The sequence below is a fragment of the Bacillus sp. jun7 genome, from assembly GCF_051034795.1.
In the GTDB taxonomy this organism is placed as follows: Bacteria; Bacillota; Bacilli; order Bacillales; family Bacillaceae; genus Bacillus; species Bacillus velezensis.
In genome coordinates, this window is sequence record NZ_CP093219.1 from 3,668,841 (window position 1) to 3,689,277 (window position 20,437).

Annotated in this window: 25 protein-coding genes and 1 other annotated feature; of the genes, 23 read left to right on the forward strand and 2 right to left on the reverse strand. The window is 48.2% G+C overall.

What is annotated here, in order from left to right; genetic code table 11:
* Window positions 1-18: 18 nt before the first annotated feature.
* The 11 genes from minC to pheA all read left to right on the forward strand — a co-directional run bounded on the left by minC (window position 19) and on the right by pheA (window position 7,972).
* Complete coding sequence (minC, locus tag MJQ52_RS18195) at window positions 19-699, forward strand: septum site-determining protein MinC (protein ID WP_003152653.1); 681 nt, start codon at window positions 19-21, stop codon at window positions 697-699.
* A gap of 2 nt (window positions 700-701) precedes the next feature.
* The gene (gene minD, locus MJQ52_RS18200; RefSeq protein ID WP_003152655.1) at window positions 702-1,505 is read left to right on the forward strand and encodes a septum site-determining protein MinD; all 804 of its coding nucleotides are present in this window, start codon (window positions 702-704) and stop codon (window positions 1,503-1,505) included.
* Between the two features lie 127 nt (window positions 1,506-1,632).
* The gene (locus MJQ52_RS18205) at window positions 1,633-2,436 is read left to right on the forward strand and encodes a M23 family metallopeptidase (RefSeq protein WP_003152657.1); all 804 of its coding nucleotides are present in this window, start codon (window positions 1,633-1,635) and stop codon (window positions 2,434-2,436) included.
* Window positions 2,429-3,295: a M50 family metallopeptidase gene (locus MJQ52_RS18210; protein ID WP_191073197.1), complete on the forward strand. Its 867-nt coding sequence runs from the start codon at window positions 2,429-2,431 to the stop codon at window positions 3,293-3,295. Before MJQ52_RS18205 ends, MJQ52_RS18210 begins: the two co-directional genes overlap by 8 nt.
* Window positions 3,296-3,353: 58 nt before the next feature.
* Window positions 3,354-3,427: a sequence feature (ribosomal protein L21 leader region), on the forward strand.
* A gap of 13 nt (window positions 3,428-3,440) precedes the next feature.
* Entirely contained in the window at window positions 3,441-3,749 is a 309-nt protein-coding gene (gene rplU / locus MJQ52_RS18215) for a 50S ribosomal protein L21 (protein WP_003152660.1), read from the forward strand.
* A 2-nt stretch (window positions 3,750-3,751) separates the two neighbouring features.
* Complete coding sequence (locus MJQ52_RS18220) at window positions 3,752-4,093, forward strand: ribosomal-processing cysteine protease Prp (RefSeq protein WP_060674727.1); 342 nt, start codon at window positions 3,752-3,754, stop codon at window positions 4,091-4,093.
* A gap of 12 nt (window positions 4,094-4,105) precedes the next feature.
* On the forward strand, window positions 4,106-4,390 hold the full coding sequence (gene rpmA / locus MJQ52_RS18225) for a 50S ribosomal protein L27 (protein ID WP_003152662.1): 285 nt from the start codon (window positions 4,106-4,108) through the stop codon (window positions 4,388-4,390).
* Window positions 4,391-4,707: 317 nt separating this feature from the next.
* Window positions 4,708-5,286, forward strand: coding sequence for a sporulation initiation phosphotransferase B (locus MJQ52_RS18230; RefSeq protein ID WP_003152664.1), 579 nt, complete (start codon window positions 4,708-4,710; stop codon window positions 5,284-5,286).
* Between the two features lie 31 nt (window positions 5,287-5,317).
* Complete coding sequence (obgE, locus tag MJQ52_RS18235) at window positions 5,318-6,604, forward strand: GTPase ObgE (RefSeq protein WP_003152665.1); 1,287 nt, start codon at window positions 5,318-5,320, stop codon at window positions 6,602-6,604.
* A gap of 53 nt (window positions 6,605-6,657) precedes the next feature.
* Complete coding sequence (gene thrR / locus MJQ52_RS18240) at window positions 6,658-7,101, forward strand: transcriptional regulator ThrR (RefSeq protein WP_007408173.1); 444 nt, start codon at window positions 6,658-6,660, stop codon at window positions 7,099-7,101.
* A 13-nt stretch (window positions 7,102-7,114) separates the two neighbouring features.
* Window positions 7,115-7,972 (forward strand): prephenate dehydratase, encoded by an 858-nt coding sequence (gene pheA, locus MJQ52_RS18245; protein ID WP_003152668.1) that lies wholly within the window; start codon window positions 7,115-7,117, stop codon window positions 7,970-7,972.
* Between the two features lie 29 nt (window positions 7,973-8,001).
* Here pheA and MJQ52_RS18250 read toward each other — a convergent pair whose 3' ends face one another.
* A complete protein-coding gene (locus MJQ52_RS18250; RefSeq protein ID WP_014305508.1) occupies window positions 8,002-8,544 on the reverse strand; it encodes a transcription repressor NadR in 543 nt (180 codons plus the stop codon).
* Window positions 8,541-9,692, reverse strand: a complete 1,152-nt coding sequence (locus tag MJQ52_RS18255; RefSeq protein WP_094247693.1) for an IscS subfamily cysteine desulfurase — start codon at window positions 9,690-9,692, stop codon at window positions 8,541-8,543. The genes MJQ52_RS18250 and MJQ52_RS18255 overlap by 4 nt, the downstream gene beginning before the upstream one ends.
* A 105-nt stretch (window positions 9,693-9,797) precedes the next feature.
* Between MJQ52_RS18255 and nadB the strand changes: the two genes are divergently transcribed.
* The 12 genes from nadB (at window position 9,798) to tgt (ending at window position 20,426) form a co-directional block, all read left to right on the forward strand.
* Entirely contained in the window at window positions 9,798-11,363 is a 1,566-nt protein-coding gene (gene nadB / locus MJQ52_RS18260) for an L-aspartate oxidase (protein WP_070082164.1), read from the forward strand.
* A complete protein-coding gene (gene nadC / locus MJQ52_RS18265; protein ID WP_094247694.1) occupies window positions 11,345-12,193 on the forward strand; it encodes a carboxylating nicotinate-nucleotide diphosphorylase in 849 nt (282 codons plus the stop codon). The genes nadB and nadC overlap by 19 nt, the downstream gene beginning before the upstream one ends.
* Before the next feature lies 1 nt (window position 12,194).
* Window positions 12,195-13,298: a quinolinate synthase NadA gene (gene nadA, locus MJQ52_RS18270; protein WP_025649684.1), complete on the forward strand. Its 1,104-nt coding sequence runs from the start codon at window positions 12,195-12,197 to the stop codon at window positions 13,296-13,298.
* A gap of 126 nt (window positions 13,299-13,424) precedes the next feature.
* The gene (gene safA / locus MJQ52_RS18275; RefSeq protein WP_434181845.1) at window positions 13,425-14,615 is read left to right on the forward strand and encodes a SafA/ExsA family spore coat assembly protein; all 1,191 of its coding nucleotides are present in this window, start codon (window positions 13,425-13,427) and stop codon (window positions 14,613-14,615) included.
* 147 nt (window positions 14,616-14,762) lie between these two features.
* Window positions 14,763-15,356: a YhcN/YlaJ family sporulation lipoprotein gene (locus MJQ52_RS18280; RefSeq protein WP_069013531.1), complete on the forward strand. Its 594-nt coding sequence runs from the start codon at window positions 14,763-14,765 to the stop codon at window positions 15,354-15,356.
* Window positions 15,357-15,489: 133 nt separating this feature from the next.
* Window positions 15,490-15,609 (forward strand): hypothetical protein, encoded by a 120-nt coding sequence (locus MJQ52_RS18285; protein WP_007612850.1) that lies wholly within the window; start codon window positions 15,490-15,492, stop codon window positions 15,607-15,609.
* Between the two features lie 131 nt (window positions 15,610-15,740).
* Window positions 15,741-16,250, forward strand: coding sequence for an intercompartmental signaling factor BofC (locus tag MJQ52_RS18290; protein ID WP_012118093.1), 510 nt, complete (start codon window positions 15,741-15,743; stop codon window positions 16,248-16,250).
* A gap of 135 nt (window positions 16,251-16,385) precedes the next feature.
* Complete coding sequence (gene ruvA, locus MJQ52_RS18295) at window positions 16,386-16,991, forward strand: Holliday junction branch migration protein RuvA (protein ID WP_003152683.1); 606 nt, start codon at window positions 16,386-16,388, stop codon at window positions 16,989-16,991.
* 10 nt (window positions 16,992-17,001) lie between these two features.
* Complete coding sequence (ruvB, locus tag MJQ52_RS18300; protein ID WP_003152685.1) at window positions 17,002-18,006, forward strand: Holliday junction branch migration DNA helicase RuvB; 1,005 nt, start codon at window positions 17,002-17,004, stop codon at window positions 18,004-18,006.
* Window positions 17,999-18,199 (forward strand): DUF2905 domain-containing protein, encoded by a 201-nt coding sequence (locus MJQ52_RS18305; protein ID WP_003152687.1) that lies wholly within the window; start codon window positions 17,999-18,001, stop codon window positions 18,197-18,199. Before ruvB ends, MJQ52_RS18305 begins: the two co-directional genes overlap by 8 nt.
* A 25-nt stretch (window positions 18,200-18,224) precedes the next feature.
* The gene (queA, locus tag MJQ52_RS18310) at window positions 18,225-19,253 is read left to right on the forward strand and encodes a tRNA preQ1(34) S-adenosylmethionine ribosyltransferase-isomerase QueA (protein WP_003152692.1); all 1,029 of its coding nucleotides are present in this window, start codon (window positions 18,225-18,227) and stop codon (window positions 19,251-19,253) included.
* 27 nt (window positions 19,254-19,280) lie between these two features.
* Complete coding sequence (gene tgt, locus MJQ52_RS18315; RefSeq protein ID WP_007408186.1) at window positions 19,281-20,426, forward strand: tRNA guanosine(34) transglycosylase Tgt; 1,146 nt, start codon at window positions 19,281-19,283, stop codon at window positions 20,424-20,426.
* The last annotated feature ends 11 nt before the right edge of the window (window positions 20,427-20,437 follow it).

A 20,437-nucleotide genomic window follows, 5' to 3' on the forward strand; every position in this document is an offset into this window, starting at 1 on the left:
TTGTTGAGGTGAACATTGATGAAGACCAAAAAGCAGCAATATGTAACAATAAAAGGAACAAAAAACGGCTTAACATTGCATCTGGATGATGCGTGTTCTTTTGATGAGCTTCTCGATGGTCTTCAAAACATGCTGTCGATTGAACAATATACTGATGGCAAAGGCCAAAAAATCAGTGTTCATATTAAACTCGGGCATCGGTATCTGTATCAGGAACAGGCAGAGCAGCTGACTGATCTGATCGCGTCAAAGAAAGATTTAGTCGTGCATTCAATTGACAGTGAAGTCATCGCCAAAGAAGAAGCGCAGCGGATGAAAGAGGAGCAGGAAATTGTTTCGGTTTCCAAAATCGTCCGTTCGGGCCAGGTGCTTCACGTGACGGGAGATTTGCTTTTAATCGGAGATGTGAATCCCGGCGGTACGATCAGAGCCGGAGGAAATATATTTGTTCTCGGTTCATTAAAAGGGATTGCCCACGCGGGTTATAACGGAAATAACCGGGCTGTGATCGCCGCATCCGAAATGATGCCGACACAATTGAGGATCAATCACGTGTTAAATCGCTCCCCAGACCACATTCAAAAAGGGAACGACATGGAATGTGCTTATTTAGATACTGACGGAAATATGGTCATTGAACGCCTTCAGCAATTGGCTCATTTAAGACCTGATCTAACAAGGCTTGAGGGAGGAATGTGAAATTGGGTGAGGCTATCGTAATAACTTCGGGAAAAGGCGGAGTAGGTAAAACAACAACATCTGCAAACCTCGGTACCGCCTTAGCCATTTTAGGGAAGCGCGTCTGTTTGGTAGACACAGATATCGGACTGCGCAACCTTGATGTCGTAATGGGTCTTGAAAACAGAATTATTTACGACTTAGTAGATGTAATTGAAGGCAGATGCAAGACGCATCAGGCGCTTGTCAAAGACAAACGTTTTGATGATCTGCTTCATTTAATGCCGGCTGCCCAGACAAGCGACAAGACGGCTGTTGTCCCTGAGCAGATCAAATCGCTTGTGCAGGAGCTTAAGCAGGAATTTGATTATGTCATTATTGATTGTCCGGCCGGAATTGAACAAGGCTATAAAAATGCCGTCTCCGGAGCTGATAAGGCGATTGTTGTGACGACGCCGGAAATATCAGCGGTGCGGGACGCTGACCGCATTATCGGACTTTTGGAGCAGGAAGATATCGAACCGCCGCGCCTTATCGTGAACCGTATCAGAAATCACCTGGTGAAAAACGGTGACACGATGGATGTGGATGAAGTTGTTCATCATCTGTCTATTGATCTCCTCGGAATCGTTGCTGACGATGATGAAGTGATCAGGGCTTCAAATATCGGCGAACCGATTGCCATGAATTCCAAAAACCGCGCCAGCATTGCGTACCGCAATATCGCCCGGCGCATTTTAGGAGAATCCGTTCCTTTGCAGGTGCTTGAAGAGCAGCAAAAAGGGATGATGGCGAAAATCAAGTCATTTTTCGGCGTGCGTTCATAATATATACCAGAATACAAAGATCTGATGAAGCCCAGCTTATCAGGTCTTTTTTGTTTTGTAAGAGCGCATATTTGCAATGGACAAGACATAGGATGTACAAACCCAACGATTGCAAAGGATGATGGCGATGAGTCACAGAGCTGATGAAATTAGAAAAAGACTGGCCAAAAGAAGAAAACAGCGGCCTGAAGCAAAACGGACTTTCGTTCAAAACGCTCAAACGCAGAATTTTCCCGCGTGGCAGACGGTCAAGGAGCAGGAAAAGCACAAGCTTCTTCCGGACTACGAATATCAAACGGAACACCCGCCCGAATTTAACGGGCGGCATCCATTGATCAGCGCTCATTCTATTATTTTAAAATGCCTGCTGGCCGCCTGTCTCGTACTGATCTCCGCTATTGCCTATAAAACTGACAAACAGCCGCTGAGTCAGATCAAACCGGCAATCGCACAAACCTTTCAAAAGGAATTTCAGTTTGCTGCCGTAAGCAATTGGTTCGTATCTTCCTTCGGAAACCCGCTCGCTTTTCTTACGCCGGGAACGAAAAAGAAGGACGGTCAGGTGGCGGTCAGTCAGGATATGGCCGTTCCTGCCGCGGGGAAAATCCAGCAGGACTTTCAAAATAACGGAGAGGGCGTCGTCGTCGAAACCGCCAGTGAAGCCATTGACAGCGTAAAAGAAGGCTACATTATGGAAGTGAGCAAAGATAAAAAAACAGGGCTGACGGTGAAGGTGCAGCACGCCGACAATACAAGCAGCATTTACGGCCGGCTGAAAGATGTTAACGTTTCATTGTACGATTTTGTCGATAAAGGGAAAAAGATCGGTTCGATCAAGCTCAACGATAAAAGTAAAGGCCAGTACTATTTCGCGATCCAGGATGGCGATAAATTCATAGATCCGATCCAGGTGATCACATTTGATGAATAAATGGCTCATCCTCCTTTTTAAAATTCATGTCCATCCTTTTCTTTGGATTATCATGGGGCTCGGTCTTATGACGGGGCACATCAAAGCGCTGCTGTGTCTTTTGCTGGTCGTATCCGTTCATGAGCTGGGGCATGCTGCTCTGGCTGTGTTTTTTTCGTGGCGCATTAAACGCATCTTTCTGCTCCCTTTCGGCGGGACGGTTGAGGTGGAGGAGCACGGAAACCGGCCGCTAAAAGAGGAATTCGCGGTCATTTTGGCGGGCCCGCTTCAGCATGTGTGGCTTCAGGCGGCAGCCTGGCTCTTTTTCATGTCAGGCTTTGCAAGTGAGCAGACATTTGAGATGTTTACCTTTTATAATCTCTCCATTCTTTTCATCAATCTTTTGCCGATCTGGCCGCTTGACGGCGGCAAGTTCGTGTTTTTATACTTCTCTAAACAAATGGCTTTTCAAAAAGCGCATCTCCTCAGCCTGCAGACATCGGCCGTTGCCGCTCTTTTGCTCTGCTGCTGGATTGTGCTGGCCGTCCCCCTTCAGGTCAGCGCATGGGTGCTGTTCGTCTTTCTCGCCGCTTCTTTATGGGATGAATACCGGAAGCGGCATTATATTCAGCTGAGGTTTCTTTTGGAGAGATACTACGGCAAAAACCGCGATGTCGCCATGCTGCATCCTTTGACGGTCGCGGCCGATGCCAAAGTAAAGCATGTCATGGCCGAATTCAAACGGGGATGCAAGCACCCCATTATCATTGAAAAAGCCGGAGAAAAGCTCAGCCAGCTCGATGAAAATGAAGTGCTTCATGCGTATTTTGCCGATAAACGGACAGATTCCTCTATGGAAGACCTGCTGCTGCCTTACTAGAAATAGATTGACATATCCTTTTGGTTCTGATATATTTTTTAATGTTATGGATGTAGCACCAATGCTACAACCGCTCGGGACAGGTGATAAGAGCTTTAAAGCCCCCTGTTGCTGGCGAGTCTTAGTCTAATAGGAGGTGCAGAGAATGTACGCAATCATTAAAACAGGCGGAAAACAAATCAAAGTTGAAGAAGGTCAAACTGTTTACATCGAAAAACTTGCTGCTGAAGCAGGTGAAACAGTGACGTTTGAAGACGTATTGTTTGTTGGCGGAGACAGCGTGAAAGTCGGCAACCCAACAGTTGCAGGCGCGACAGTTACAGCTAAAGTTGAAAAACAAGGCCGTGCGAAAAAAATCACTGTTTTCCGTTACAAGCCAAAGAAAAATGTTCATAAAAAACAAGGTCATCGTCAGCCTTATACTAAATTGACAATCGAAAAAATCAACGCGTAAGCATGATTGAGGCAACAATTCGAAGATCCCGGGATGACGGGGGCATTTTGTCCTTTGAAATGACGGGACATGCCGATTTTGCTGAACATGGACGAGATCTCGTTTGCGCCGGGGTCACGGCTGTCGTTTTCGGAGCGGTCAATGCGGTTATCGCGCTGGCTCCTCTCGAACCGATTCTTGATATAGGCGAGGACGGGGGTTATTTCTACTTTGAATTCCCTGAAGCCGCTGATCAGGAAGCTTTGCAAAAAGCGCAGCTGCTGATTGAAGGCATGATTGTTTCTCTTGAAACGATCGAGCGGGATTACAGTGAACACTTACGGTTGACTGCAAACCAAATATAGGAGGTGAGTTACATGCTTAGATTAGATCTTCAGTTTTTCGCTTCTAAAAAAGGTGTAGGTTCTACAAAGAACGGACGTGACTCTGAATCTAAACGTTTAGGCGCTAAACGTGCAGACGGTCAATTCGTAACAGGCGGATCTATCCTTTACCGTCAACGCGGAACGAAAATCTACCCAGGTGAAAACGTGGGCCGCGGAGGAGATGACACTCTTTTTGCTAAAATCGACGGAACTGTTAAATTCGAACGTTTCGGCCGTGACCGCAAAAAAGTGAGCGTATATCCTGTAGCTCAATAATGACACAAAAAACTCCGGTCGTTGACTGGAGTTTTTTTTGCAGTAAGCGGAGTAACATCAAGAATGAAAAGCAGAGGATGCGTGAGTGAACCCCGCCTTGAATGAGGACATCAGCTTCTCATACCCACTGGATATGTTCCCCAAGCAGTGATACCAAAAATGTTTCTGCCTGGCATCCGCATTGTATGCGATCCGAAAAAGGAACATGATGAACCAGGAAAAACAAGTGTTTTTTTAACAAAGCCTTCTCTGTTATAATTCATAGTACACACTTATCAAGACTCCTAAAAAGAAATTAAACGATTGGGAGTGCGAAAATGAAGGATGTATCGAAGAAACAAGAAGAACCTGTAAGCGATGCGGCTCTGATCAATGAACTGATCCAATTAATGGGCCATTTCCGTCATGATTGGATGAATAAGCTGCAGCTGATAAAAGGAAACTTAAGTTTGCAGAAGTATGACAGGGTCGTTGAAATTATTGACGAAATGGTCATAGATGCAAAGCACGAATCAAAGCTCTCAAACCTGAAAACCCCGCACTTGGCGTTTGACTTTCTGACATTTAATTGGAAGTCCCGTTATATGAGGCTCGAATACGAAGTGCTCGGAGAAATTAAAGATTTATCGGCATATGATCAAAAGCTGTCGAACCTGATGAGAAAACTGTTTCATCTGTTCGGTCTGGCGGTAAGCAATGAAAGTGAAAATCATCTGACCGTATCGCTGCAGACAGATCACCCTGACAGACAGCTTATTGTATATCTCGATTTTCATGGAACGATTGCAAATGCAGATGTGTTTGATGAATTTCGCAAATCGCGGTATGAGGACTTTGATGTCATGCAATTTGAGCTGACCGGCCATGAATGTGTGGCCGAAATTGGAATGAACTAGCGGTTTTTTACGGTTTAGAACGGAGGATATTATGTTTGTAGATCAGGTGAAAGTATATGTAAAAGGCGGCGACGGCGGTAACGGAATGGTTGCGTTCCGCCGTGAAAAATATGTGCCGAAAGGCGGGCCTGCCGGCGGTGACGGAGGTAATGGAGGCGACGTCGTTTTTGAGGTTGATGAAGGACTGCGCACGCTTATGGACTTCCGGTACCAGCGCCATTTCAAAGCGATACGCGGCGAGCACGGCATGTCTAAAAACCAGCACGGCAGAAATGCGGACGATATGGTTGTTAAAGTTCCGCCCGGCACAGTCGTAACGGATGACGATACAAAACAGGTCATTGCCGATCTGACTGAGCACGGGCAGCGCGCCGTCATCGCAAAAGGCGGACGCGGCGGACGCGGAAATACCCGCTTTGCGACACCGGCCAACCCGGCACCGCAGCTGTCAGAGCACGGAGAGCCCGGAAAAGAGCGCTATATCGTGCTTGAACTGAAAGTGCTTGCAGACGTAGGTCTCGTCGGCTTCCCGAGCGTCGGAAAATCTACGCTTCTGTCTGTCGTTTCATCGGCAAAGCCGAAAATCGCCGATTATCATTTTACAACGCTTGTTCCGAATCTGGGCATGGTGGAAACGGATGACGGAAGAAGCTTCGTCATGGCGGATCTGCCCGGTTTGATTGAAGGAGCGCACGAAGGAGTCGGCTTAGGCCACCAATTTCTCCGCCATATCGAACGGACGCGCGTCATCGTTCACGTCATTGACATGTCAGCGATGGAAGGCCGTGATCCGTATGAGGATTATGTGACCATTAATCAGGAGCTCAGTGAATATAATCTGCGGCTGACGGAGCGTCCGCAAATTATCGTTGCGAATAAAATGGACATGCCCGAAGCGGCTGAAAATCTAAAAGCGTTTAAAGAAAAGCTTCAGGATGACCATCCTGTCTTCCCGATCAGCGCGGTGACGAGAGAAGGACTCCGCGATCTTCTGTTTGAAGTCGCCAACCAGCTGGAAACAACGCCTGAATTCCCGCTGTATGATGAAGAAGAACTGGCGGAAAACCGTGTAATGTACACGATGGAAGATGAAGAAATTCCATTTGACATTACCCGTGATCCGGACGGCGCGTTTGTGCTTTCAGGTGACAGTCTGGAACGTCTCTTTAAAATGACTGACTTCTCCCGTGACGAATCCGTCAAGCGTTTTGCAAGACAGATGCGCGGTATGGGCGTTGATGAAGCGCTCAGAGAACGCGGTGCTAAAGACGGCGATATCATCCGGCTGCTGGAATTTGAATTTGAATTTATTGATTAAAAAGACGGAGAGCTTGCAATGCAGGCTCTCTGATGTAAAAGGGAGGGGTGCAGGTGAAAGAAGAGACATTTTATTTAGTGCGTGAAGACGTTCTGCCTGATGCGATGCGGAAAACCCTTGAAGTCAAAAAGCTGCTCGACAGAAAAAAGGCTGAATCGGTTGCAGATGCCGTGCAGAAAGTTGATTTAAGCAGAAGCGCTTTTTACAAATACCGAGATGCGGTTTTCCCTTTTTACACGATGGTTAAAGAACAAATAATCACACTTTTCTTTCATTTGGAGGATCGGTCAGGCGCGTTATCCCAGCTTTTGCAGGCGGTGGCTGACTCAGGAAGCAACGTGCTTTCCATTCACCAGACGATTCCGCTTCAGGGCAGGGCGAATGTCACGCTCTCAATCAGTACGTCCGCAATGGAAGAAAACATTCATACGTTAATGAATAAACTGAGAAAATTTGATTTTATAGAAAAAGTTGAGATCTTAGGGTCAGGCGCGTAAGGAGAGAAGAGACATGAAAGTCGGTTATTTAGGGCCAGAAGCCACATTTACACATCTAGCAGTCAGTTCCTGCTTTCAAAACAGCGTGACACAAGCACCTTATCAAACAATACCGGCATGCATGGATGCGGCGGTTGCGGGAGAAGTTGATCTTGCATTTGTTCCTTTGGAAAACGCGCTGGAGGGCTCGGTTAACTTAACGATTGACTACTTGATTCATGAGCAGCCTCTTGCGATCGTGGGGGAAATGACGCTGCCGATTCACCAGCATCTGCTCGTTCACCCTTCGAGAGAAAATGAGTGGAAAAAGCTTGAGAAAATTTATTCTCATTCCCATGCGATTGCGCAATGTCACAAATTTCTTCACCGGCATTTTTCGTCCGTTCCTTATGAGTATGCGAAGTCAACAGGTGCGGCTGCCAAGTATGTCAGTGAGCATTCGGACCTTCCGATCGGCGTGATTGCAAATGAAATGGCGGCCGCTACATACGGATTGAGCATCGTGAAGCGGGATATTCAGGATTATCAGGACAACCACACGAGATTTGTCATTCTTTCGCCTGAAAAAGACGTCTCATTCGAAGTGAATGCGAAACTGTCTTCACGGCCGAAAACGACGATGATGGTAACGCTTCCCCAAGATGACCAATCAGGCGCGCTGCACAGGGTGCTGTCCGCTTTTTCATGGAGAAACCTGAATTTATCAAAGATCGAATCGCGCCCGACCAAAACGGGTCTCGGCAACTATTTCTTTATTATTGATATTGAACAGGCGATGGATCAGGTTCTCATTCCCGGTGCCGTTCAAGAGATGGAAGCCCTCGGCTGCCGGGTCAAGCTTCTGGGAACATATCAATCCTATTCGATATAAAAAAAGCTCCCCTTCAGGGGGCTTTTTTTTTAATCTTTTATTAAAATACCCGCGTCGTCCAGCGCTTGACAGGCTTGGTCAATCCGCTCTTTTGTCGGGGCGCTTAACGTATGGAGATGCACGCCTCCGGTCAGCTGTGAAAGGTAAGCGGCATTTGTCGAGTTAATGTGATCCATGAATTGTTTGACTTCTTTCCGTGTGCTGACTCTTATGGCGGCGGTTAAATCGCCGTATACGGGGTGTTCAATAATGACGTCCTTTATGGTGACGCCTTCATCGACAATGAGTTCAAGCTCTTCTTCCGTCCGCTCCGGGCCGTGCAGACAGGCGACAATCCGTTCGGCGTTTTTTTCGCCGCCGGCATTCATGCTGATGTATAAATAGCCTTGGCTCGTCGCGATAATCGGTTCGCTTTTTGCTTTCAAGAGCGATATGTCCTGCACGATCACCTGTCTTGAAACATTTGCTTTTTTGGCCAATTCGCCTCCTGTTAATGGCGAGCCGGCTTCTTTCAGCCAATGAAGCAGCATGTCGCGTCTTTTCGCCCCAGTAAGCTTCGTTCCTTCTGTCAAATTGCTGATTCTCCTTTCTTTTGCTCCCACAGCGCCGTAAATGTATGTATCAGCATATCGAGCTGTTCACATGTTGTTTCGTTTCCGAATGAGATCCGGAAAAACTGCCGTGCTTCCCGTTCGGTTTTTCTCAGCGCCTTCATAGCTGAAGAAGGGCCGTGGCTGCCGGCGGAACATGCGCTCCCGGTTGAGATGCAAATATCGTTACGATTACATTCTAACATAATATATTGTCCTTCAAAGGAGTGAAAAAAACACCCGACAATGTGGGGCAGGCATTCACCGTCAGTTTCTTCCTCTGAAAATGAAATGGGGAGGCCTTGACGCCGAATTTGGTCATACAAATAATTCCTCAGCCTGTCAGCATGCTCACGGTGTTCCTCCATATGTTTCACTGCATACTCCGCAGCAGCGGTAAAAGCGCCGATGGCCGGCACATTCACCGTACCGGGCCTGAACCCGTTTTCATGCACGGTATGCGGATAAACCGGATTCCAGCTGACACCCGGCCGAATGTAAACAGCCCCGGTGCCTTTCGGGCCGTATACTTTATGACCGGAGACGGAAAGGGCGTCGATTCCCGCCTGATCCGCATCAATCGGCAGTTTGCCGAAACTTTGAACACAATCGCAATGCAGTAAAATGTTTCTCTGGTGAAGAAAAGCGGCCAGACGATTCACAGGCTGGATGAGGCCGGTTTCTGAATTGGCGTGCTGTATGGATACGAGCCCCGTGTCAGGACGGATATGAGCCGCCAGTATGTCCTCGGTTATAAGGCCGTTTTCGTCGGGATATATGATGGTGACATCAATTCCCCGGTCAGCTAAAAACGCCGCGGCATTATGGATCGAGTGGTGTTCCATTGCGGTCGTAATAAAATGTTTTTTGTGGTCGGGCAGACCGTGCAGCAACGATTGGACGGCCAAGATGTTCGCTTCCGTTCCGCCGCTTGTAAAGTAAATGCCGTCTGCCGCTCCGCCGATCAATTTTCCTGCAGAATGTCTGCAATATTCCAGCACGTCCGCCGCTCTTCCTCCGGCGTCATGAAGGCTGCTTGCATTGCCGTATACCTCTGTGCTGAGATGCTGAAAGACTTTCGCGGCTTCTTTGCTTAAAGGCGTTCCCGCCGCGTAATCAAGATAAATCATACAGCCCGTCTCCTATCCGTTTATGTTAAAAAAAGCTTGAGTTTATTTTATCGTTGTGTAAATATAGGTGTCAAGACAGGTGTAAATATAATGGGAGGGTGATGTATGTCTGAAAAAACAATTATCGTCATTGGTTCGGGGACGGCGGCCCTTGCCTGTGCTTCCTCATTTCCTCCGTCATACCAAGTGACCGTCATTACAAAGAGAAACGTAACGAACAGCAATTCGCATTATGCTCAAGGCGGGATTGCTGTTTCATACGCAAAAGATGACTCTATAGAATCCCATGTGAACGATACACTGTATGCGGGATGCGGACACAATGACGTGACAGCCGTGCGGCATTTGCTGAAAAGCGGACAGAGCATGATAAACAGGCTGATAGAAGGCCGTTTCCCTTTTGATACGAAGTCGGATGGAACCTTTTGTCTCGGCAGGGAAGGCGCTCATTCCAAAAGGAGGATTCTGCACGCCGGGGGAGATGCGACCGGACGGATGCTGGTTGAGTTTCTGGTTCAGCAGCTGAGGGACGGCATTCGGATCATTGAACACGAGACGGTTGTTGATCTGCTGATTGAACACGGGCGATGCGCAGGCGTTGCCGTAAAGGATGCTTCAGGCGCCGTTTCTTACAGAAGAGCGGATTGTGTAGTGCTTGCTTCAGGCGGCTGCGGCAGTCTGTACCAATATCACACAAATGATTCCGCCATAACAGGAGACGGCATCGCTCTTGCCTTCCGCGCGGGAGCTGAGATCACGGATATGGAGTTCACCCAGTTCCACCCGACCCTCCTTGTGAAAAACGGGACTGTGTACGGCCTGATTTCTGAAGCAGTGAGAGGAGAAGGCGGATATTTAGCGGATCGCTTCGGGCGCAGGATCATGGCTGGCAGACACGCGCTTGAGGATTTGGCGCCCCGGGATGTGGTTTCACGGGCGATTTATGAAGAAATGATGAAAGAAAATCCTGTTTTTATAAATTGCAGCCGAATAGCCGATTTTAACAAACGTTTTCCGACCATAACAGAAATTTGTCAAACAGCCGGCGTTGATCTTGAGAGCGGGATTCCTGTAGCACCCGGAATGCATTTTTTAATGGGCGGAGTAAAAGCCGATACCTGGGGGAAAACGTCCGTGCCTGATTTGTACGCTATAGGCGAGACAGCCTGCACAGGATTGCACGGGGCGAACCGCCTTGCGAGCAACTCACTGCTGGAAGCGCTGGCAAGCGGGCAACGATGTGCTGAACATATCACTCAAACGCCGTTAAACGGAAGATATAAAAAAACCCCGAAGAAATCTGATGTCATCTTACAAGTGCCGGACACAACGCTTCATGTGCTCCAAGCCAAAATGACAACCGGAGCGGGCATCGTCAGGGATAAAGAAAACCTGCAGGCGCTGGCATCCTGGCTTAACAACGTATCTGTGCGTCATATAAATGTGAAGGATATCACAATGGAACAAGCCGAGCTATCCTGCCTATGGAAGACTGCGCAACTTGTTGTCACCTCAGCCCTTATTCGTGAAGAAAGCAGAGGCGCTCATTTTCGCACTGATTTTCCCGGGACGGAGAATGATTGGCACGGAAAACAAATCATTCATTCAACATCTGGAACGGTTATCAGAAAAAACGAAAGGATTGGGGAACTATGGACATTCTGCAGCTGAAACAAATGCTGACTCATTTTTTTCAGGAAGATATCGGAACGGGTGATGCGACGTCACAAGCGATTTTTTCTGATCAGCAATGTAAAGCGCGGATCATCGCAAAAACAGACGGCGTGTTTGCCGGAGAAGACGTTATCCGTGAAGGATGGAAGCTTTTACACGATGATATCCGCATCCGCTCCCTGAAAAAAGACGGAGAACGGATGAAAAGAGGAGACGTGCTCGCTGAAATGGAAGGCCGGGCGGCAGCTCTTCTTACGGGGGAGCGGGTCATTCTGAATCTCATACAAAGAATGTCAGGCATTGCGACCATGACGGATGAGGCCAAAAGGCGTCTTGATGATCCGTCCATCAAGCTTTGTGATACGAGAAAAACGACACCCGGGCTCAGAATGCTGGAAAAATACGCTGTGCGCATCGGAGGCGGCTTTAATCATCGCTTCGGCTTATATGACGGCATCATGATTAAAGATAATCATATTGCCGCCTGCGGATCGATAAAGGCAGCTGTGGAGCGGGCAAGAAAAACGGCGGGGCAGATGCTTGCGGTGGAAGTCGAAATCGAATCCGAACAGCAGCTGCTCGAGGCAATAGAAGCGGGCGCAGACATTATTATGTTTGACAACTGTCCGCCTGAGTCCGTCCGGCGTTTTGCAGGCATGACACCGGGTCATATCAAAACGGAAGCATCCGGAGGCATAACACTCGATACATTGCCCGCTTATAAAGGGACGGGCGTCCAATATATTTCACTCGGATTTCTGACTCATTCAGTAAAAAGCGCCGACATCAGCATGGATGTTGAGGCTGCGGAACAGGGGGATTTATAAGATGTCTATTTTTGACGTGTTAACTGCATCAGCCGAAATGATGCCGAGCCATTATAAAGACATGAGCACCGGAGAAATGGAAAAGCGTGTCGCCGCCATTAAACGGGCTTTCGGAAAGCGCTTATTCATTCCGGGGCATCACTATCAAAAAGACGAAGTGATACAATTCGCCGATACGGCAGGTGACTCCCTGCAGCTTGCTCAAGTGGCAGAAAAAAATAAAGAGGCGGAATATATTGTGTTTTGCGGCGTGCATTTTATGGCGGAAACCGCTGATATGCTGACTGATGATAACCAAACCGTCATTTTGCCCGACATGCGCGCCGGATGCTCGATGGCTGATATGGCAGATATTCAGCAGACGGACAAAGCATGGCAAGAGCTTCAAGAACTGTACGGTAACACCATCATTCCGTTAACATATGTTAACTCGACGGCGGAAATTAAAGCATTCGTCGGACGGCACGGAGGAGCGACCGTCACCTCTTCGAATGCCCGGAGTGTGCTGAAATGGGCTTTTAAACAAAAAGAAAGAATTTTATTTTTGCCGGATCAGCATTTAGGCAGAAATACGGCCTATGACCTCGGCATTCCGCTGACAGAAATGGCTGTATGGGACCCGGGGCAGAACCGATTGCTTACTGACCATCCGGAAAACATTAAAGTCATCCTTTGGAAAGGGCATTGCTCCGTACACGAAAAGTTTACAGCGGAAAATATTTCTCAGCTGCGGCAGCGGGATTCCGGCATCCGCATTATCGTTCATCCGGAATGTTCGCGGGAAGTGGTCTCGCTCAGTGACGACAGCGGGTCTACCAAATATATTATTGATACGATTGAACAGGCAGAACCGGGAAGCAAGTGGGCGATCGGCACGGAAATGAATCTTGTTCAGCGCCTCATTCACTCGCACCCGGATAAACAGATTGAATCATTGAATCCCGATATGTGTCCGTGTCTGACAATGAACAGAATCGACCTGCCGCATTTATTGTGGTCGCTTGAGCAGCTTGAAAAAGGCGAGCCGAAGGGTGTCATTAAAGTTCCGGAAGCGGTTCGGACAGAAGCGCTTCGTGCTTTGAACAGAATGCTGAGTCATACGTAATCATAAAAATTTCCCCTCCTTCCCAAATTTTTTATCATCATGCCCAGTCCACCGGCATATAGTGTGAAGAAACGTATTGTAATGACAAATGTACCGTTCACGTTTTGTGCATAGGAGGGGAAAACGTTGAAAATTCATATCGTTCAAAAAGGCGATTCGCTCTGGAAAATAGCTGAAAAATACGGAGTTGATCTTGAAGAGTTAAAAAAACTGAATCATCAGCTTAGCAATCCAGACTTAATTATGCCTGGAATGAAGATAAAGGTGCCTTCAGAAGCCGTTCCGGTCAGAAAAGAGCCCAAGGCCGGCTTCGGAACGTCTGCGCATAAGCATGAGCATCCATATGCCAAAGAAAAACCGAAATCAGTTGTGGACATTGAAGACACCATACCGGAAGAACCGAAGCCGTCAATTCCGTATGTGCCGCCAATCCCTGAAAAGCATGAAAATGTGCTGCCGGAAGCTGATATGAACCAATATTATCCGTCCAATCAGCTGTTTCAGCCGTGGTCGCCTCCTAAGCCGGAGGAACCGGTGACACATTTTGTCGAGCCGAAAGAAAAAGAGCATGACAATAACATTCCACAACAGGAGGAAATGATCAACATGGAAAACGCGAATTACCCGAATATGCCGAAGGCGCCTGAAGCCGGTAAGATGGAAGAAGAAAACGCCGCTTATCATCTGCCGAACATGCCAAACATTCCGAATGTCCCGTTTCCGAATATGCCGGCCGTTGAACCGCCTTTTATGCATTACCCGATGCCGTGCATGCCTTGTCCTTGTCCGGTTCCGGTGACACCGATGCTGCCGGGTTCGGGACTATGCCATCCGTGCTTCCCGGTAGGCGGAGGTTTCGGCGGTTTTGGAGGAGGTTTTGGAGGCTTTCCGGTAATGCCGATGCCGTTACCGTACGGATTCCATCATCCGGGATTTGGGCCGCAGGCGGGTTACGGTGAATATGAGAACCAGGCCCATGAAAATGCAGAGCATTATGATGGTTCTGCATCAGGTTTCGGCGGTGCTCCGTACGGTCAAATGCCGTATTACGGCGGATATTCGTCACATTACGCAAACGCGCCTCATCATGATGGAAAATATAAGGATGATGATTGCGGCTGCCATGATTCACATCACCACCACCATCATCACCACGGTTCACATCACCATCACGCAAATGTGCCTGTGCAGCCGTATCCGAATGTGGGTGCAAACGCCGGATATTTTATGCCTTACGGCGGAACAAATCCTAATGCCGCGCCGAATCAGCCGAGTCCAAATCAAGTATTCGGACGGCCGGAGGAAGAAGAAGATTAATGTTTCGGGACGATGTATGTCGTTCCTTTTTTTATGTCCAACTGAGGAATGGACATAACTGACAAGCTTAAACCCGCCGTCGGCCGCACATCCTAAACATGAGCGGAAAACGCTCAAACAGCGATGAATCCACGGGGGGTTTTTCCATTGGGTAAAAAACTGATGACGATCGCAGGCGTTTTAGCCGTGACGGCAAGCTTAACGGCATGCGGAGCAAATAATGCCATGAATGACGGACGCTACAATCAGTCAACACGTCCGGTCGGATATTATTCGAATGATAATGATAACGGCAGACGCCAGTACGGAATGGACCATCAAGGACCCGTTTCTGAAATGATGGAAAACCGAAACGGCCGTCATAATACGACAAACGTGTCCGACCAGTATGCGCCTAATGACGGGGTTCCGTTAACGACGGACGGCACATATAACGGCCGAAATGTCAATACGCCGCCGGCAGCAATGTCTTATAATGGGTATGACAACGCCGAAAACATCAGGCTGGCGGCAAAAGTTGCAAACCGCGTGAAAAAAGTAAAAGGCGTACAGGATAGTCAGGTCATCGTGACTGACACGAGAGTCGTCATTGCCGTCAGAACAAATCATCCTTTTACGAAAAATGATGATAAACATGTCAAACATGCGGCCAAAAAATTTGCGGACGGCCGTACAATTCAAGTGTTTACCGACAACGCTACTTTTACAAAGCTGCAAGACATGAACAGAAACAGCCGTTAAACGGGACTGCCGGATGATTTCATCCGGCAGTATTTTTATGGATAAAGCTTCATCATTTCTTTACATATTCTTAAAACGCTCTTTATGTTGCGGTGGTAACATAAAAGTAATAAAACGTAACGGAGGGGCCGGAATGAAAAAAACGGAGCATGACAAAAGCCGCGGAGCAAAAACTGTGTATCTGACCGTAAGGGGATACCGGCTCAAACTGACGCCCGGACAAATGAAACTGATTTCAGCCGGCCGGGCATAATCATCGGGGCAGCCCTCATATAGAGGCTGCTTTTTTTCGGCTGAAACAGACAAATGAAAGAAAACGGTTAAGCACCGGCATCTTTGGTCAAACTAGCATCAAGAGTTTGATTGAATAAAGAGGTGTTATTGGTGAAACGAATTTGCGGTGCTCGTCTATTGTTTATGCTTATCTTATCGGCTGCAGTCCTGATTTGCGGAGGAAAAGGCGCATACGGGGCGGAGGTTGAGCATTACGGGCCGCTTCGGGTGCACGTCCAGCTGGAAAAGGTCTATCTGGACGGTGATGTCGGCATCGAACATACGGATGAAACCGTTTTGGCGATGGAGGATTTTTGGGCCGCATATGCGGGCTGGACGCTCGTTGAGCAGAAAAAAGGCTTCGTCCTTTTCCGTAAGCATGTTGATGACATTTCTCCGCTCAGTAAGGTTAACGGTTATATCGGCGTCACGGACGGAGGCGTCATCTCCACTTTTCACGGCCGTCCCGGATCGCTGGCCGAGCCGATTCAATCTTTCTTCCAGATTGATATAGAAAGGCTGGAAAGCCGATTGCAAAAGCACTTGGAACACGGCATACCGTACAGGACAAAAGCGGAGTTTGAGAGCGTGATCGATCATATTAAGACTTACAGCGGCTGACTTTGACGCAAGACATGTGACACATGTCTTTTTTTTTCTGAATGGAAGGTGTCAAAGCGAACATACGTTAACTTTTCTATAAGACTTTGGCTGTTTTTGTGTTACAATGATAAGCAGTCAAAGAGGTGAATAGGTGTGATTGAATTCGTGAAGGGGACGATTGATTATGTATCTCCCCAATACATCGTGATTGAAAACGGCGGAATCGGCTATCAGGTCTTCACTCCGAACCCGTTTATTTATAAGGTAAGCAATCAAGAGACCATTTTTACGTATCATCATATAAAAGAAGACGCCTTTTCTTTGTACGGTTTTTCAACCCGGGAAGAAAAAGCGCTTTTCACAAAGCTGCTGAACGTCACCGGCATCGGGCCGAAAGGGGCCCTCGCCATCCTCGGTTCCGGTGACCCCGGAGCCGTCATCGAAGCGATCGAACAGGAAGATGAAGCCTTTTTGGTGAAATTTCCGGGTGTGGGCAAAAAAACGGCGCGGCAGATTATTCTTGATTTGAAAGGCAAACTGGCCGACGTCGTGCCTGAAATGATTGACAACCTGTTCAATCATGAAGCGCGCATTGAAAAACAAGAGGCTGAAACGGCGCTTGACGAGGCGCTTGAAGCGCTTAGGGTTCTCGGCTACGCCGAAAAAGAAATTAAAAAAGTGCTTCCTCACTTAAAAGAGGAAACGGCGCTTTCAACAGATCAATATGTGAAAAAAGCATTGCAAAAATTATTAAAGTAAGGTGATGTTCATGGATGAACGGCTCGTTTCAAGTGAAGCAGACAGCCATGAATCAATAATCGAGCAAAGCCTCAGGCCGCAGAATCTCGCCCAGTATATCGGCCAAAAGAAGGTGAAAGAAAATCTGCGCGTGTTTATCGATGCGGCGAAAATGAGGCAGGAAACGCTGGACCACGTTCTTTTATACGGGCCTCCGGGTCTCGGGAAAACAACGCTTGCGTCTATCGTGGCCAATGAGATGGGGGTGGAGATGCGGACGACGTCAGGTCCCGCCATCGAAAGACCGGGAGATTTGGCAGCCATCTTGACGGCGCTCGAACCAGGGGATGTGCTGTTTATAGACGAAATTCACAGGCTGAACCGCTCGATTGAGGAAGTGCTGTACCCGGCGATGGAGGATTTCTGCCTTGATATCGTCATTGGAAAAGGCCCGTCCGCCCGCTCCGTCCGTCTCGACCTTCCCCCTTTTACGCTTGTAGGAGCGACGACAAGGGTCGGATTATTGACCGCACCTCTCAGAGACCGGTTCGGGGTGCTGTCGCGCCTTGAATACTATACGCAGGAAGAGCTGACAGATATCGTGTCAAGAACGGCTGACGTTTTTGAAGTGGATATCGAAGAAGCTCCGGCTCTGGAGATCGCCAGACGGTCAAGGGGAACGCCGCGGGTTGCAAACCGGCTTCTCAGAAGGGTGAGAGATTTTGCCCAGGTGCTCGGCGACAGCCGCATCACGGAAGAAATCGCTCACGACGCGCTCGAACGTCTTCAAGTCGATGCGCTCGGCCTTGACCATATCGACCATAAGCTGCTGATGGGCATGATCGAAAAATTCAGCGGCGGTCCCGTCGGCCTTGATACGATTTCCGCGACAATCGGCGAAGAACCGCATACAATAGAGGATGTGTACGAACCGTATCTGCTGCAGATCGGATTTCTCCAGAGGACGCCGAGGGGACGGGTCGTGACTCCGGCTGTGTATGAACATTTTCGATTGGAGGCGCCCGCCCGTGACTGACTTTCCGAAGGTTCTCATGGTTCTTGGTGCCGTTTTGCTTATTGCCGGCGCAGTCTGGCACTTTGTCGGAAGGCTGCCCGGAGATATTTTCGTTAAGAAGGGAAATGTTACATTTTTCTTTCCTGTTGTCACTTGTATTGTGATCAGTGTGATACTATCCATTCTGCTTAATTTTTTCGGCAGAATGAAATAACAATAGACAGAATAAAGGTGAAATGATGAAAGTCGATTTATTTGATTTTGAACTGCCTGAACGCCTCATTGCCCAAGTGCCGCTGAAAGAGCGTGACGCATCGCGGCTGATGGTGCTCGACAAACAGACGGGCGGGCTGACGGACAGTTCATTTAAAGAGATTGTAAGCTTTTTTAATGAAGGGGATTGTCTCGTCTTGAACAATACCCGTGTGCTGCCTGCAAGATTATTCGGCACAAAAGAAGATACGGGAGCGAAAGTGGAGCTTCTGTTATTAAAACAGGAAGAAAATGACACATGGGAAACGCTCGTAAAGCCGGCGAAACGCGTAAAAAAAGGAACGGTCCTGACATTTGGCGACGGCCGGCTGACAGCGGTCTGCACGGAGGAGCTTGATCACGGAGGCAGAAAAATAGAATTCCGGTATGACGGGATTTTTTACGAAGTGCTTGAATCACTCGGTGAAATGCCGCTGCCTCCTTATATTAAAGAGCAGCTTGATGATAAAGAACGGTATCAGACCGTCTTTTCAAAAGAAATCGGATCTGCCGCAGCTCCGACGGCCGGACTTCATTTTACGGAAGAGATTCTGGACGAGCTGAAGCAAAAGGGTGTGCGGATTGAATTTATCACACTTCATGTGGGACTCGGCACATTCCGCCCAGTCAGTGCGGATGATGTGGAAGAGCATAACATGCACGCGGAATTTTATGAAATGACGGAAGAAACCGCCGCCTCTTTAAACGAGGTCAGAAAGGCGGGAGGGCGCATCGTGTCGGTCGGGACGACATCAACGCGCACCCTGGAAACCATTGCCGGCGAGCATGACGGCGTATTTACCGCTTCAAGCGGCTGGACGTCCATCTTCATTTATCCGGGATATGAATTTAAAGCGATTGACGGCATGATCACCAATTTTCATCTGCCGAAATCTTCCCTTATCATGCTCGTTTCTGCGCTTGCCGGCAGAGAGCATGTTCTTTCCGCCTACCGTCATGCGGTAGAAGAGGAATACCGTTTCTTCAGCTTTGGCGACGCCATGCTGATTATCTAATTTGAATGACAGGAGGCCTCATACAAAGTGGCTGAACAACCGATACGTTATGAATTTATAAAGGAATGCAAACAAACGGGAGCGCGGCTGGGCAGAGTTCATACGCCCCACGGCTCCTTTGAGACGCCTGTATTTATGCCGGTCGGCACGCTTGCTACGGTAAAGACGATGTCTCCGGATGAGCTGAAATCTATGGATGCGGGCATTATTTTAAGCAATACGTACCATTTATGGCTCCGTCCGGGACACGATATTGTAAAAGAAGCGGGCGGGCTTCATAAGTTTATGAACTGGGACCGCGCGATTTTAACAGATTCCGGCGGTTTTCAGGTCTTTTCATTGAGCAAGTTTCGTAATATAGAAGAAGAAGGCGTTCATTTCCGCAATCACTTAAACGGAGACAAGCTGTTTTTATCTCCGGAAAAAGCGATGGAAATTCAAAACGCCCTCGGCTCTGATATCATGATGGCGTTTGATGAGTGTCCGCCGTATCCGGCAGAGTATGATTACATGAAACGCTCTGTGGAACGGACCAGCCGCTGGGCGGAACGCTGCCTGGAGGCGCACGGGCGCTCAGATGAGCAGGGTCTGTTCGGGATCGTACAGGGCGGAGAATACGAAGACCTGCGGACACAAAGTGCAAAAGACTTGGTTTCGCTTGATTTTCCGGGTTATGCCATAGGCGGATTATCTGTCGGCGAGCCGAAGCACGTCATGAACCGAGTGCTTGAGTTTACAACTCCGCTTTTACCGAAGGACAAGCCGAGATATTTAATGGGTGTGGGTTCACCGGATGCCTTAATTGACGGCGCCATCCGCGGCGTGGATATGTTTGACTGCGTACTGCCGACCCGGATTGCCCGAAACGGCACGGTGTTTACGAATGAAGGGCGTCTGAATATGAAAAACGCCAAATATGAGCGTGATTTCCGTCCGATTGACGAAGAGTGCAGCTGCCATACATGCAAAAATTACTCCCGCGCTTACATCAGACATTTGATCCGCTGTAATGAAACGTTTGGAATTCGATTAACAACTTACCATAACCTTCATTTTCTGTTACACTTAATGGAGCAGGTCAGACAAGCCATCCGGGAGGATCGTCTTGGTGATTTCCGAGAAGAGTTCTTTGAGCGTTACGGCTATAATAAGCCAAATGCGAAAAGCTTCTAAATAAAACCATT